Annotated in this window: 11 protein-coding genes; 6 read left to right on the top strand and 5 right to left on the bottom strand. The window is 68.4% G+C overall.

Annotated features, from left to right (window positions below; all coding sequences use genetic code 11):
• Positions 1-142: 142 nt before the first annotated feature.
• Positions 143-3,337 carry a bifunctional proline dehydrogenase/L-glutamate gamma-semialdehyde dehydrogenase PutA gene (putA, locus tag GGR71_RS13895; RefSeq protein ID WP_160957945.1) on the top strand — a complete coding sequence of 1,065 codons (3,195 nt, stop codon included), beginning with the start codon at positions 143-145 and terminating at the stop codon, positions 3,335-3,337.
• A gap of 134 nt (positions 3,338-3,471) precedes the next feature.
• On the opposite strand, the gene GGR71_RS13890 is transcribed toward putA, so the two are convergent.
• Entirely contained in the window at positions 3,472-4,809 is a 1,338-nt protein-coding gene (locus GGR71_RS13890; RefSeq protein WP_048489567.1) for an outer membrane protein transport protein, read from the bottom strand.
• Between the two features lie 246 nt (positions 4,810-5,055).
• On the opposite strand from GGR71_RS13890, the gene GGR71_RS13885 reads away from it, so the two are divergent.
• From GGR71_RS13885 to GGR71_RS13875, 3 genes are read left to right on the top strand one after another with little or no spacing between them, the layout of a single operon-like run.
• Positions 5,056-5,748 (top strand): rhomboid family intramembrane serine protease, encoded by a 693-nt coding sequence (locus GGR71_RS13885; protein WP_010340917.1) that lies wholly within the window; start codon positions 5,056-5,058, stop codon positions 5,746-5,748.
• A 35-nt stretch (positions 5,749-5,783) separates the two neighbouring features.
• The gene (locus tag GGR71_RS13880; RefSeq protein ID WP_160957867.1) at positions 5,784-6,104 is read left to right on the top strand and encodes a DUF1820 family protein; all 321 of its coding nucleotides are present in this window, start codon (positions 5,784-5,786) and stop codon (positions 6,102-6,104) included.
• Between the two features lie 4 nt (positions 6,105-6,108).
• The gene (locus GGR71_RS13875) at positions 6,109-7,095 is read left to right on the top strand and encodes a D-2-hydroxyacid dehydrogenase family protein (protein ID WP_160957869.1); all 987 of its coding nucleotides are present in this window, start codon (positions 6,109-6,111) and stop codon (positions 7,093-7,095) included.
• A gap of 63 nt (positions 7,096-7,158) precedes the next feature.
• Here the strand turns inward: GGR71_RS13875 and GGR71_RS13870 are convergent, their stop codons facing one another.
• Together GGR71_RS13870 and GGR71_RS13865 are read right to left on the bottom strand one after the other, a co-directional pair.
• Positions 7,159-8,658, bottom strand: a complete 1,500-nt coding sequence (locus tag GGR71_RS13870) for a S41 family peptidase (protein ID WP_160957872.1) — start codon at positions 8,656-8,658, stop codon at positions 7,159-7,161.
• Between the two features lie 104 nt (positions 8,659-8,762).
• Positions 8,763-9,992 (bottom strand): murein hydrolase activator EnvC family protein, encoded by a 1,230-nt coding sequence (locus GGR71_RS13865; protein ID WP_202404827.1) that lies wholly within the window; start codon positions 9,990-9,992, stop codon positions 8,763-8,765.
• A 184-nt stretch (positions 9,993-10,176) separates the two neighbouring features.
• Here GGR71_RS13865 and GGR71_RS13860 point away from each other — a divergent pair, with 184 nt between their 5' ends.
• Positions 10,177-10,839, top strand: a complete 663-nt coding sequence (locus GGR71_RS13860) for a hypothetical protein (RefSeq protein WP_160957874.1) — start codon at positions 10,177-10,179, stop codon at positions 10,837-10,839.
• An 81-nt stretch (positions 10,840-10,920) separates the two neighbouring features.
• Positions 10,921-12,657: a M28 family metallopeptidase gene (locus GGR71_RS13855; protein WP_160957876.1), complete on the top strand. Its 1,737-nt coding sequence runs from the start codon at positions 10,921-10,923 to the stop codon at positions 12,655-12,657.
• Positions 12,658-13,386: 729 nt separating this feature from the next.
• Here GGR71_RS13855 and GGR71_RS13850 read toward each other — a convergent pair.
• The gene (locus GGR71_RS13850) at positions 13,387-14,454 is read right to left on the bottom strand and encodes an NAD(P)-dependent alcohol dehydrogenase (RefSeq protein ID WP_160957879.1); all 1,068 of its coding nucleotides are present in this window, start codon (positions 14,452-14,454) and stop codon (positions 13,387-13,389) included.
• 47 nt (positions 14,455-14,501) lie between these two features.
• On the bottom strand, positions 14,502-14,672 hold the full coding sequence (locus tag GGR71_RS13845; RefSeq protein ID WP_184452058.1) for a hypothetical protein: 171 nt from the start codon (positions 14,670-14,672) through the stop codon (positions 14,502-14,504).
• Between the last annotated feature and the right edge of the window lie 364 nt (positions 14,673-15,036).

The following is a 15,036-nucleotide window of genomic DNA, read 5'->3' as shown; positions in this document are numbered from 1 at the left end:
TGTGTTCAGCCTCGGCGCTCCCAGCGTCGCCTGGGCGATGCCGGCAATCCCCTGCGCGTGCAGGCGCTGACATAAAATAGCGGGCTCTGTCCCTGGCCTTTCCCGCATGAACGCTCTGCCTGGCGCCGGCTCTGTTCCGGCGATGCCGTCCGCGTCTCCTTCGCCCTTGCTGTCCCCCGAACTCCCGCCCGCGCCGCAGGCCCTGCGCGCGGCGATCACCGCCGCCTGGCTCAAGGACGAAGCCGAACACGTGCGCGAACTGCTCGAGCAGGCGCGCCTGCCCGCGGCCGACCAAGCCAAGGTGCAGGCGCTGGCCGCCGACCTGGTCACCCGCGTGCGCGCACGCGCCCAGGACCAGGGCGCGATCGAAGCCTTCATGCGCCAGTACGACCTCGGCAGCGAGGAAGGCGTGCTGCTGATGTGCGTGGCCGAAGCGCTGCTGCGCATCCCCGACCAGGACACCGCCGACAAGCTGATCCGCGACAAGCTCGGCGATGCGGACTGGAAGAAGCACATGGGCGAGAGCGACTCGATTCTCGTCAATGCCTCGACCTGGGGCCTGATGCTCACCGGCAAACTGGTGCAGATCAACGACCTCACCCGCGCCGACGTGTCCGGCGCGTTCAAGCGCCTGATCGGCCGCGTCGGCGAGCCGGTGATCCGCCTGGCCGTGCGCCAGGCGATGAAGATCATGGGCCACCAGTTCGTGATGGGCCGGACCATCGGCGAGGCACTGACCCGCTCGAGGAAGGGCGACAACGCCAACTACCGCTATTCGTTCGACATGCTCGGCGAAGGCGCGCTGACCATGAAGGACGCGCAGCGCTACCTCGATGCCTACCGCCAGGCGATCCACGCCATCGGCAAGCATTTCGCCGCGCAGCGCCAGCAGGGCGGCGGCAAGGACGCGGTGTTCGCCGCGCCCAGCATCTCGATCAAGCTCTCGGCGCTCTATCCGCGCTACGAGCATGCCAAGCGCGCGCGGGTGATGGCCGAGCTGGTGCCGGGCGTGCTGGAACTGGCGCAACTGGCCAAGTCCTACGGCATCGGCTACACGGTCGACGCCGAAGAAGCCGACCGCCTGGAACTGTCGCTGGACATCATCGAGGCCACCTTCTCCGATCCCTCGCTGGACGGTTGGGAAGGCTACGGCCTGGCGGTGCAGGCCTACCAGAAGCGCACCCCGTACACGATCGACTTCCTCGCCGACCTGGCGCGCCGCGTCGGCCGCCGCATCCCGGTGCGCCTGGTCAAGGGCGCCTACTGGGACGCGGAGATCAAACGTGCGCAGGTCGAGGGCCATCCGGGCTACCCGGTGTTCACCCGCAAGCAGAACACCGACGTGTCCTACCTGGCCTGCGCCAAGCGCCTGTTCGCGCACAGCGATGCGCTGTATCCGATGTTCGCCACCCACAACGCGCAGACCATCGCCGCGGTGCGCGCCATCGCCGGCGGCCGCGACTACGAGCACCAGAAGCTGCACGGCATGGGCGACGACCTCTACGCCGAAGTGATCCCCGCCGATCGCCTCGGCGTGCCCTGCCGCGTGTACGCGCCAGTGGGCTCGCACGAGGACCTGCTGCCCTACCTGGTGCGGCGCCTGCTGGAGAACGGCGCCAACTCCAGCTTCGTCAACCGCATCACCGACGAAGACGTGGCCATCGAAGAGCTGATCCGCGATCCGGTCGAAGCCGTGTCCGCGTTCGCCTCCATCCCGCATCCGAAGATTCCGCTGCCGGTCGATCTGCTGCGCAGCCAGAACCACAACAGGAAGAACTCCATGGGCGCCAACCTCGCCAACGACAACGATCTGCGCGCGCTGGCCGACCAGCTCAACACCGCGCTCAAGCCCTGGCACGCCGCGCCACTGGTGCCCGGCGCGGTGATCGCCGGCGACGCGCTGCCGGTCGCCAACCCGGCCGACCATCGCCAGGTCGTCGGCCACTGGAAGCCGGCCGATGCCGCCACCGTGGAGAAGGCGCTGAGCAATGCCGCAGCCGCCTACCCGGCCTGGAACCGCACCCCGGCGGCCAGCCGCGCCACCATCCTCGAGCACGCCGCCGACCTGCTGGAAGCGCGCATGCCCGAGTTCATGGCGCTGTGCGTCAAGGAAGCCGGCAAGACCCTGCCCGACGGCGTCGCAGAAGTGCGCGAAGCGGTGGATTTCCTGCGCTACTACGCCGGCCAGGCGCGCGCGCAGTTCGGCGCGCCCGAGCGCCTGCCCGGGCCGACCGGCGAATCCAACGAACTGCAGCTGCACGGCCGCGGCGTGTTCGTCTGCATCAGCCCGTGGAATTTCCCGCTCGCCATCTTCCTCGGCCAGGTCGCCGCGGCGCTGGCCGCCGGCAACAGCGTCATCGCCAAGCCGGCCGAGCAGACCAACCTGGTCGGCCATGCCGCAGTGAAGCTGCTGCACGAAGCCGGCGTGCCGGAGGCGGTGGTGCAGTTCCTGCCCGGCGACGGCGCCACCGTCGGCGCCGCGCTGACCCGCGATCCGCGCGTGGCCGGCGTCGCCTTCACCGGCTCCACCGACACCGCGCGCGCGATCAACCGCGCGCTGGCCGCGCGCGATGCCGCCATCGGCGTGCTGATCGCCGAGACCGGCGGCCAGAACGCCTTCATTGCCGACTCCTCGTCGCTGCCGGAAGCAGTGGTCAAGGACGCGATCTCCAGCGCCTTCATCTCCGCCGGCCAGCGCTGCTCGGCCGCGCGCGTGCTGTTCGTGCAGGACGACATCGCCGACAAGGTGATGACCATGCTGGCCGGCGCCATGGCCGAACTGAAGGTCGGCGATCCCGGCCTGCTGTCCACCGACGTCGGCCCGGTGATCGACGCCGACGCACTGCAACTCCTCACCGATCACGCCGCACGCATGGACCGCGAAGCGCGCGCGATCGCCGTGGCCGCCACCGACGACGCCACCGCACACGGCAGCTTCTTCGCCCCGCGCGCCTACGAACTGCAGTCGCTGGCGCAGTTGCAGCGCGAGATCTTCGGGCCGGTGCTGCACGTGATCCGCTGGAAGGCCGACCAGCTCGACGCGGTGATCGACCAGATCAACGCCACCGGCTACGGCCTGACCCTGGGCGTGCATTCGCGCATCGACGAGACCATCGAGCGCATCGCCTCGCGCGTGGCGGTGGGCAACGTCTACGTCAACCGCAACCAGATTGGCGCGGTGGTCGGCGTGCAGCCGTTCGGCGGCCAGGGCCTGTCCGGCACCGGCCCCAAGGCCGGCGGCCCGCACTATCTGCTGCGCTTCGCCACCGAGAAGGTGGTGACGGTCAACACCACCGCTGCCGGTGGCAACGCCTCGCTGCTGACCCTGGGCGACTGACCGGCCCGCCTCGGCGCAGTGTTCCGCCCGGAACCTGCGCTGAGCGCTCAGTCTGCCGCAGCGCGCGCCGCCGACCGGCACAAAAAAAGCCCCGCCGAAGCGGGGCTTTTTCGTGGACTGCGAAGCGCCTGCGATCAGAACTTGTAGTTGACCGAGGCCGCCAGCACGTTGCCGCTCACGTCGTAGTCGCCGACCAGGGTATTGCCGGTGGCGCTGGTGGTGGCGACGCTCGGGTCGCTGGTGAACAGGTGGGTGTAGCCGAAGCTGTACTCGGCCTGCTCGGACGGCTTCCAGGTCAGACCCAGCGAGACCCACTTGCGGCTCGCGTCCGGCACGCGCACGTCGCGGTGCTGGTCGGTGGTCGGGGTCTGGTCGTAGGCCAGGCCGCCACGCAGGGTCAGCGTGTCGCTCATGCGGTAGTCGGCGCCCAGCGACACGAAGGTGGTGTCGCGGTACGAGAAGTCCAGCACGCTGTCGGGCTGGTTGGAGGCGAAGTCGACGGTGACCTTGTCGAACTTGCTCCAGGCGGTGCGGGTGACGTCGGCCATCACCGTCCACTGCTCGTTGATGTCGTGGGTGAAGCTGGCGGTGGCGCTGGCCGGCAGCTTGACCGTGGCGCGGCCCTTGGTGTCGACGAAGGTCCCCGGCGCGGCGAAGGCCAGCACGGTGGCGGCATTGCCCGGCACGGTGAAGTCGGCGTCGCCGTCGGTGATCTTGTGCTCGACCTGCGAGCGGTAGCTGAAGCCGATGTGGGTGTGCTCGTCGACGCTGAACAGGCCGCCCAGGGTGAAGCCGACCGCGGTGTTGTCGCCCTTGATGCGCGAGAACCCATCGGCGCTGCCCGGCGCGAAGCCCGGCACGCGGCGCGCGGCCAGGACGCTGCCGAAGTCGATGGCGTTGCTCAGATCGATGTCCAGACGCTCGGCGAACACCGACGCGCCGAACGACACGTACGGGTTGACGTCGTAGGAAAACGCGAAGTTCAGGTCGATCGCCTGCAGCTCGGTCTTCACGCCGTTGTAGCGGCCGACCCAGTCGCGGTCGTATTCGGTCTTGAAGCCGAACGGCACGGTCAGCGAGGTGCCGAAGTGCATGTTGTTGTTTTCGCCGAACGGCATGTGGAAGTACGCGGCCGGAACCGGCGCGATCATGCCGGCGTCGCCGCCGTTGCCGCCGGACATCGGCGCACCGTTGGCGTAGGTACCGCTGCCGCTGAACTTGGCGGAGAACTGGATGGCGCTGACGTCGGCCTGGAACACCTTGCCGTCGAGCTGGCGCATGCCGGCCGGGTTCACGGCGATGATCGAGGCATCGCCGGGGGCGCTGCCGGAGCCGGCAAACGCGCGGCCCAGGCCCTTGGCGCTGTTCTCCTTGAGCTGGAACGCGGCGCCGTGCGCCTGGCCCATGGCCAGCGCGCCGACGATGCCGACGGCCAGAGCGGTAAAACGGACGAACTGGGTTGCGTTTTGCATGGCTAGTTTTTCTCCGGAAGACGAAGTGTCTGTGTTCGCGCCTGCGCAAACCTGGACCGAGCAGGCCAAGGAATGCGCGCCGGAGTCCCCTCCCGACATACGACGCCGTATGCGAGTATACCCCGCACCGTTAACTAAACAATAACGACATGATGCGTTCAGCTTCGTGTGGAGTCGGCGTGCGTTCAGCCGGATGAAGCCGTTATCGTGGCGTCCCTGGCTGTCCCCGGTTCCCCCCTCCCTCGCATGTTCGTTTCCATCCCTTCCCGCGAGCGCACCACGTTGCGCTGGGCCACCCCGCTGCTGTTCGCGGCAATGTGGCTGGCCTTCCTGTGGTCGATCAGCCGCCCCGACGAGGCGCGCGCGACCCTGTGGCTGGACTGGGGCGCGCTCTCGGCCGGGGTCGGCAGCCCGCGCGACTGGCTGGCCACGGTGCAGGACGGCAGCGTGCTGCGCCTGTTCACCGCGCTGTTCCTGCACGCCGACTGGTCGCACCTGCTCGGCAACCTGGTGTTCCTGCTGATCTTCGGCCTGCCTGCCGAGCGCGTGCTGGGACCGTGGCGGTTCCTGCTGCTGTTCCTGGGCGGCGGCGCGATCTCCAACCTGGCCGCGGTGTTCGCGATCGGCACCCCGGACCGGGTCATCATCGGCGCCAGCGGCGCGGTCTCGGCGCTGATCGGCACCTACCTGGCGCTGTTCCCGCGGGCCAAGCTCGGCGTGGTGCTGCCGCTGGGGCTGTTCCTGGAGTTCGTGCGCGCCCCGGCCTCGCTGCTGATCGGTACCTGGGCGGCGCTGCAGGTGGTGTTCGCCTACATCGGCCCGGCGTTCGGCATGGTGGCGTGGTCGGCGCATCTGGCCGGCTTCGCCTTCGGTATGGTCTACGGGCTGTACGTGCGCGCGGCGATCGCACGGCGGCTGCGCAAGCGCAAGGGTTTCTGAGCCGCCTGCGACAACGGCGCCCGTATACTGCGCGCATGTTCAAGCACCTGTACAAAGTGACCTTCCTCAACCACGGCAAGGTCTACGAGCTGTATTGCCAGCACGTCGGCAGCAGCCACCTGTGGGGCTTCACCGAGATCGGCACGCTGGTGTTCGACGTGCACGACGGGCTGGTGATCGATCCCACCGAGGAACGTCTGCGCGAGGAGTTCGGCGCCACCAGGACGCTGCACCTGCCGATGCAGAGCATCGTGCGCATCGAAGAGGTGGAGAAGAAAGGCCCGTCGGCGATCCGCGATGCGACTACCGGCGAGAAGGTGGTCACGCCGTTCCCGATGCCCGGCAAGCCACGCTGAACCGATGCGCATCCTGATCGCCGACGACTATCAGGATGCGGTGCGCCACCTGCCCTGCTTCGCACGGCTGCAGGCGCACGACGTACAGGTGCTGACCGCGCTGGCGCCCGACCGCCAGACCCTGGTCCACCACGCAGCCGAGGCCGAGGCGCTGGTACTGATCCGCGAGCGCACCCGCATCGACGCCGCACTGCTGGCGCAACTGCCCAAGCTGCGCCTGATCAGCCAGACCGGGCGGATCGGCGAGCATATCGACCTGGCCGCCTGCACCGCGCGCGGCGTGGCCGTGGCCGAAGGCGTCGGCTCGCCGGTGGCGCCGGCGGAACTGACCTGGGCACTGCTGATGGCCGCCAGCCGGCGCTTGCCGGCCTACCGCGATGCGCTGCTGGGCGGGCACTGGCAGGCCACCGGCGATGCGTACCTGGGCCGCAGCCTGGAGGGCCTGACCCTGGGCATTTGGAGCTACGGCAAGATCGGCCGCCGCGTTGCCGCCTATGGTCGCGCGTTCGGCATGCGCGTGCAGGTGTGGGGCAGCGAGGACAGTTGCACGCAGGCGCGCGCCGACGGCTTTACGGTCGCCGCCAGCCGCGAAGCGCTGTTCGCCGAAAGCGACATGCTCAGCCTGCATCGCCGCCTGGTCGCGGCCACCCGCCACCAGATCGGATTGGACGACCTGCTGCGAATGAAACCCGATGCGCTGCTGGTCAATACCAGCCGCGCCGAACTGCTCGCCCCCGGCGCGCTGCTGGCGGCGCTGGAGGCCGGCCGTCCCGGGCAGGCGGCACTGGACGTGTTCGAGCAGGAGCCGGTACTGGATCCGCAGCATCCGCTGCTGCGGCATCCGCGGGTGCTGGCGACGCCGCACCTGGGTTATGTCGAACAAAGCAGCTACGACCTGTATTTCGGCGCCGCCTTCGACAACGTGCTGGCCTTCGCCGCCGGCACGCCGCAACGCCTGGCCAATCCCGAGGTCCTCACCGTCGCCGACTGAGCGGCTGGCCACCGCGCGGCGGCCAAGCCGCACGCGATGGCGGTGGGGCGGGCCGCGGCCAGCTCAGGGGCCGGAGGCGGGCGCAGGCTCGGTCTTGTCGGACTCGGTCTTTGCAGGTTCGGACTTGGCGGGCTCGGGCTTGGCCGGTTCCGCCGCCGGCTGCTTCGCCGGGGCGGCCTTCGGCGCCGCGCCCGCCGGCTTGTGCGCCGGCTTGGCCTTGCCCTTGCCGGCCGGTGCCGCCGCAGCCGCCCGCGCCACGGCGCCGGGCTGCTTCAGTTCGGCCAGCGCCTGCGCGATCGGGCCATCGCCCGGCAGCACGTCGCCGGCGCGGTAGCCTTCCTCGCCCTCGTCGTCGCCATGCAGGTGGCCCGGCAGGGTCGCTTCGCTGTAGTCGGCGATCGCCGCCGGCTTGTCGGCATCGTCCGCGCTGGCCTCCGGGTGCAGCACCACGTCGGGCACGATGCCGCTGGCCTGGATCGACTTGCCGCTGGGGGTGTAGTACCGCGCTGTGGTCAGCTTGACCGAATCGCCGTTGTCCAGCGGCAGCACGGTCTGCACCGAGCCCTTGCCGAAGGTGCGGCTGCCGACGATGCGCGCGCGCTTGTTGTCACGCAGCGCACCGGCCAGCACTTCCGAGGCGCTGGCCGAACCGGCGTCCACCAGCACCACCATGGGCGCGCCGTTGAGCAGGTCGCCAGGGGTAGCGTCGAACTTGGAATCGCTGACCGAGATGCGTCCGCGGGTGCTGACGATGGTGCCCTTGTCGAGTACGTCGTCGGCGACCTGCACCGCCGCAGTCAACAGCCCGCCCGGGTTGCTGCGCAGATCCAGCACCAGCCCGCGCAGCTTGCCGCCGGCCTGCGCCTGCAACTGCTGCAACTGCTTGTGGAAATCGGCGCCAGTGTCGGCCTGGAAGGTGCTGATGCGGATGTAGCCATAACCCGGTTCGAGCATGCGGCTGCGCACGCTGGCCACGCGGATGGTCTGCCGGGTCAGGGTCACGTCGAACGGCTTGGCCACCTTGTCGCGGGCGATGGTCAGCACGACCTTGCTGCCCGACTCGCCGCGCAGCGGCTCCATCGCCTTGACCGCGCTGATCGGCTTGCCGTCGATGGCGATGATGATGTCGCCCGAGCGCAGGCCGGCGCGCGCGGCCGGCGTGTCGTCGATCGGCGACACCACCTTGAGCGTGTTGTCCGGCAACTGCAGCAGCTCCACGCCGATGCCGTCGTAGGCGCCGCTGGTCTGCTCGTCGAAGGCTTCGGCGTCTTCCTTGCTGAAATACGTGCTGTGCGGATCCAGGTCCAGCAGCAGGCCGCGGATGGCGGACTGCATCAGCTTCTTGTCGTCGACCGGATCGACGTAGGCTTCCTTCACCGCGTTGTAGACCGCGACGTAGCGGCGGATCTCGTCCAGCGGCACCTTGGCACTGGCCGATTCGGTGGAATCCGGATCGTCGGCGCTGGCCGCTGGGGCCGTGGGCGTCTGCGTCTCGGCGCGTTGCGCCATCGACGGCAACGGCGCCAGAGCGAGCAACAGGGCTGCGGACAGGACTACGCGCATGAAGCACTCCGATTGGGGAAGGCCCGCACCGTGCACGGCGCGATTGCCCGGATTATGCGCGAAGCCGAGCTAAATTCGCGTTGAACGCGCGCGGCCGGCGCCGCTCAGCGGCGCTGCAGCCACGACGACGGATCCACCGGCTGGCCGTTGCGGCGCAGTTCGAAGTACAGCGCCGGGCGCCCCTGGCCACCGGAATTGCCGACCTTGGCCACCGCATCGCCGCGCTTGACCTTGGCACCGGCGTCGCGCAGCAAGGTGTCGTTGTGCGCGTACAGGCTCATGTAGCCGTTACCGTGGTCCACGATCAGGATCATGCCGTAGCCGGTCATCCAGTCGGAGAACACCACGGTGCCATCGGCGACCGCGGTGACGGTGCTGCCGGCCGGCGCGGCGATCAGCACGCCGCTGCTGGTGCGCCCGTCGGGCAGCCGGCCGCCGTAGCGCGCGATCAGGTCGCCCGACAACGGCCAGCCCAGGCCGCCGACCTTCAGCGGCGGCGCCGAGGCGACCACCTTGGGCGGCACCTTGCCGCCGCCACGCCCGGCCTTCGCCGCAGCCTTGGCCTGCGCCGCCTGTTCGGCCGCCTCGCGCTTGGCCGCGGCGCGACGCTCGGCTTCCGCGCGGGCCGCGGCGGCACGCAGGTTGGCGAGCAGGCTTTCCAGCGCCTTGGCGTCCTGGCCCAGTGCCTTCTCGCGTTCGCTGCGATCCTGGTAGCGCTGGTCCAGTTCCGAGACCACGCTGGCGCGCTGCTTGCGGTCGCGCTGCAGCGCCTGGGCCTGTTCCTGTTGGCGGCGCTGGGCCTCGCTCAATTGCTGCTTCTGTTCGACGACCTCGCGCTGCACCTGCTCCAGCGCCTGCAGTTCGTGGGTCAGCGTGGCGATGCGCTGCGCGCGTTCGCGCTGCAGATAGCGGTGATAGGCCAGCAGACGGTTGGCATCGGCCACGCGGTCCTGCGCCAGCAGCAGCTTCAGCGGCGCATTGCCACCGATGGCATAGGCCGCACGCAGCAGCTGCGCCAATTCGGCGCGCTGGCGGGTCAAGCCGCTGCGCAGGCCATCGCGCTTGCGTTCGAGTTCGGCCAGGGTCTGCTGATGCCGCTGCAGCGCCTGTTGCGTCTGCGCCAGGCTGCGGCCGGTGGCGGCGACCTTTTCGTCGGCGTCGCGCAGTTGGCGGGCGGCGTCGCCGCGCTTGCCTTCCAGTTGCCGCCGCTCCTCGGCCACGCTCTTCAACTCGCCGCGCACCTTCTCCAGGCGCTTCTCGGTCTCGCGCGGATTCTGCGCCGCGGCCAACCCGGCGGTCAGCAGCCACGCCGCGGCCAGCAGGCTGCGCACCAGCCCGCGCCAGTGTCCGGGCGCAGGCCGCTCGACCGCGCGGGGCGCGGCGGAACGCAACGGGACATGGGCGGCTGCGGGCAAGAGGAGGTCCAGTGACTTCAGGCAGGTGTGGATTGTAGCGAAGCGTGTTGTGATCGCCCCACGATTGATTGCTGCCGCGTCGCCGGCGCCCGGGAGGTGAGGGATGAAACGCATGCATCTGGCAGTTGTGCTGGCCCTGGTCCTGTCGGGCGGTCCAGCGTTCGCGGGCGAGGGCATCAGCAAGGTCAACGGCAGCATCACCGCCGACGCCGGCAAGCAGTACGGGGATCTGGAGACCGTCAACGGCAGCATCAACGTCCAGGCCGGCGCCCAGGTGGGCAGCGTGGAAACGGTCAATGGCAGCGTCAAGGTCGCCGACGGTGCGCAGACCAAGGGGCTGTCCACGGTCAACGGCGGCATCACCATCGCCGAGCGCGCGCAGGTCGCCGGCTCCATCGAGACCGTCAACGGCGGCATCTTCGTCGACCGCGGCGGCCGCGTCGGCGGCGGCATCGAGAGCGTCAACGGCAGCATCGGCCTGGTCGCCACGCAACTGGACAACGGCATCGAGACGGTCAACGGCGACATCACCGTCGGCCACGATTCGCATGTCGGTGGCGGCATCTCGATCAACAAGCCCAGCTTCAGCATGTCGTTCAAGCCGACACGCAAGCCGCGGGTCATCGTCGGCCCGCGTGCGGTGATCGACGGTCCGCTGCGCTTCGAACGCGAAGTCACCCTGTACGTGCACCGCAGTGCCAAGACCGGGCCGATCACCGGCGCCGCCGCACTGCCCTTCGACGGCGACACCGCGCCGAACAACTGAGCCTCAGCGCGCCGCCGCGCCCACCCGGGCGCACGCGGCTTGCCTATAGAATCCAGGGTTCCCTCGCCATCAGGAGCCCTCATGACCCGCAAGCTCGTGCTGTGCCTGGCCGCGGCGGCGGCGCTGACCGCGTGCAAACGCGAAGCGCCGGCCGCCGACGCCGCGCCGCCGGCCGCTGCGCCCGCGCCCACTGCGGCGCCCGCGCATGCGTTTTCCACTGGGATCGCAGCAGCGGACTTCGCCGAACTGGTCAAGACGCTGTCCTCCGACGCCTTCGAAGGTCGTGGTCCCGGAACGCCGGGCGAGGACAAGACCGTGGCCTACATCCGTGACCAGATGCAGCGCATCGGCCTGCAGCCTGGAAACGGCGACAGCTGGTTCCAGGACGTGGCGATGACCGAGACCACCGCGGCGCCCGGCACCACGCTCACCATCGCCCACGACGGCGCAGCGCGGCAACTGGCCTTCGGCAGCGACATGGTGGTGGGCACGCGCACCGGCCAGCCCGAGGTCAAGCTCGATGGCAGCGACATGGTCTTCGTCGGCTACGGCGTGGACGCGCCGGAACAGAAGTGGAACGACTACGCCGGCCAGGACTGGAAGGGCAAGACCGTGGTGATGTTCGTCAACGACCCCGGCTTCCACACCGGCGACGGCAGCCTGTTCGAAGGCAAGCGCATGACCTACTACGGGCGTTGGACCTACAAGTTCGAGGAAGCCGCGCGCAAGGGCGCCGCTGCCGCGTTGATCGTGCACGACACGCCCGGCGCCAGCTATGGCTGGGACGTGGTCAAGAACTCCTGGTCCGGCGCGCAGTACGATCTGCCGGCGAAGGACGATCCGGAGCCGCGCATCCCGGTGCAGGGCTGGATCACCGCCGAGGCGGCCAAGCAGCTGTTCGCCGACGCCGGCCTGGATCTGGCCCAGGCGTACAAGGACGCCAGCAAGCGCGGCTTCAAGCCGGTCCCGCTGAAGGCCAAGCTCTCGGTGGACCTGAAGAGCACCATCGCCGAGAAGACCTCGCGCAACGTGGTCGGCGTGCTGCCCGGCAGCAACCGTGCCGACGAAGCGGTGCTGTACATGGCGCACTGGGATCACCTGGGCAAGCACGACGGCGAACCGGGCGACAACATCTACAACGGCGCAGTCGACAACGCCACGGGTGTGGCCGGCATCCTGGAAATCGCCGAGGCGTTCACGCATCAGCAGCCCAAGCCGGAGCGCTCGGTGGTATTCCTGGCGGTGACGCTGGAGGAGTCGGGGCTGCTCGGTTCCAAGTACTACGTGGCGCACCCGACCTTCCCGCTGAACAAGATCGCCGGCGTCATCAACCTGGATGCGATGCCGGTGGCCGGGCGCGCCAAGGACCTGGTGGTCAACGGGTTCGGCAGCTCGCAGTTGGAAGACCTGCTCAAGCCGATCGCCGCCGCGCAAGGCCGCGTGCTGCACGCCGAGGACGCGCCGCAGAGCGGGTTCTACTTCCGTTCCGATCACTTCAACTTCGCCAAGGCCGGCGTGCCGGCGCTGTACATCGACGGCGGCGAAGACCTTGTCGACGGCGGCATCGAGGCCGGACGCCGTGCCGCGGCGGAGTACGCCAAGCGCTACCACACGCCGGCCGACGAGTACGATCCGGCGACCTGGAAGCTCGACGGCGTGATGGACGACCTGCAGGCGGTGTATGGCGTCGGCAAGGAATTGGCCGCCGGCGACAGCTGGCCGAACTGGTACTCGGACAATCCGTTCAAGGCCGCACGCGACAAGATGATGGGCAGGCCGACGTCGCTGCCGGCAGCGGAGCCTGCTGCCGGCAAGTAGGTGACCGTACATCCTCCGGTTCCATGGCAACGGCGCTTCGGCGCCGTTGTCGTATTGAGCCTCAGTCGTGAGGCGTGAGGCGGCGTGCGGCGTGCGGCGTGCGCGGCACGATGACGTGCTTTCCCATCGTCGCTGTCCCGGCTTCCGTCAACCTCATTCCAACAGCGCGTTGCGGTGCACTGTTGTGCAAGCCTCTTCAAGGCGTTCGAATCCCGATAGCAGGCGCACCCGTAGGAGCGGCTTCAGCCGCGACAGGAGTTACCGGCAAAGCCCATCGCGGCTGAAGCCGCTCCTACAGCGGCGGATAGCGCATCGGTCGCTTGGATGTCCGCGGGTCTCATCGATGTGCAACGCGCAATCGTAGGCTGCCGGCCGGTCTGTCGGTAGCGTAGCGACTCGGACTGGTACTTTTTTACGACCTTTTTCGATCGCGACAGTCCACATTCGCGGCCGTCACGGAGCAGCGCCCCTAACACGCGTGGCTCCCTCTGCGTCCATACACTGCGCTGCCTAACGGCTGCCTCGATCATCCGGTGCCTGATGACGGCATCCCTAAGATGCGCGATCTGTCACTTGGAGGCGATAGATCCACTACCCTTTCGGCAGATCAAGATTTCGGCGGCATGCTCCCAATAAAAAAGCCCGGGCATGCTCCTGCCCGGGCTTCCATGGTCGCGCGATAACGCGGGATTTGTCCGCGGTAGCCAGCCACTACCGCTGACAACCTCTTCAGGCCGCCTGCTTGGTCTGCGCCAGGCTGGTCATGTCGATGACGAAGCGGTACTTCACGTCGCCCTTGAGCATGCGCTCGTAGGCCTCGTTGATCTGCGCCATCTCGATCGTCTCGATGTCGGACACGATGCCGTGCTTGGCGCAGAAATCCAGCATCTCCTGGGTCTCGCGGATGCCACCGATCAGCGAACCGGCCAGCTGGCGCCGCTTCATGATCAGATTGAAAACCGCCGGCGACGGATGCGGCTCGGCGGGCGCGCCGACCAGGGTCATGGTGCCGTCGCGCTTGAGCAGGGTCAGGAACGCATCCAGATCGTGCGGTGCCGCCACGGTGTTGAGGATGAAATCGAAACTGTTGGTGTGCGCTGCCATCTCCTCGGCGTTCTTCGACACCACCACCTCGTTCGCGCCCAGGCGCAGCGCGTCCTCGCGCTTGCCGGCCGAGGTCGTGAACAGCACCACGTGCGCGCCCATGGCGTGAGCGATCTTCACGCCCATATGGCCAAGACCGCCCAGGCCGACGATGCCGACCTTTTTGCCCGGCCCCACCTTCCAATGGTTCAGCGGCGAATAGGTGGTGATGCCGGCGCACAACAGCGGCGCCACCGCCGCCAGCTTGTCGGCATCGTGGCGGATATGCAGCGTGTACTTCTCGTCGACCACGATGTGATCGGAATAGCCGCCATAGGTGTTCTCGCCACCGAACATCGGACCGTTGTAGGTACCGACGAACCCGCTCTCGCAGTACTGCTCTTCGCCATCGGCGCAGGAAGTGCAATGGCGGCAGCTGTCGACCATGCAGCCGACACCGGCCAGGTCGCCGACCTTGAAGGCACCGACCTGATCGCCCACCGCGGTGACGCGGCCGACGATTTCATGGCCCGGCACCGACGGGTACTGGGTGTTGTGCCACTCATTGCGGGCGGTGTGCAGATCGGAGTGGCAGACGCCACAGTAGAGAATCTCGATGCTGACATCATGCGCGCCGAGCGCACGGCGCTCGAAGGTGAAGGGGGTCAGCGGCTGATCGGATGCCTGGGCGGCGTATCCATTGGCTTGGCTCATGGGGAAGGCCTCGTGGTGGGTGAAGGGGCCGAAAGGCGATGCGCGAGTCAGGCAAAGATGCCGACGCGGTCGCCGAAATCGGAAAAAAGTCTAAGCGCCATGGCATGAAAGGCACGCATCGCCATATGGAACGGTGCGATGCGCTCGCTCAAAACTCGGCGCAGACGCGATAGTTGTGGACTGGCGCACGTGTTCAGCTGAACGTCGATGCACTTCACTGATGGCATGCAGACGATGGCGAGGATGCATCGGCGAAGCCCACTTCCGGGCGGACCGCAGTGATCGATGAGAAGCGCGACATGGAAGACGATGGAGCGAGTGCAACTCTCTCGAAAGCAATCGCACTGCCCTTACATGTTTCGCGGCTTTTGGTGCAAAGCCCATGCTGCAGGTCCACTCACGAAGCCTGTCACGTGATCGGCACGCCATACGCAACGGAGGGCGCGGTGCCGCTGCTGGTGCTTGCTGCGGCCTACGATCCGGCGCTCGCGCGCCTGGCGCAGCAGTTGGGTCACGGGACGCCGTCCTGGCGGTTTGGGGATCAGCCTGCTGACCGGCGGGCCGCGGTAGCGCAGTGCCGCA

It is taken from the genome of Xanthomonas sp. F1 (genome assembly GCF_014199855.1).
Note: the sequence above shows the minus strand (reverse complement) of the source record. Positions and strands in the feature narration are given on the sequence as shown.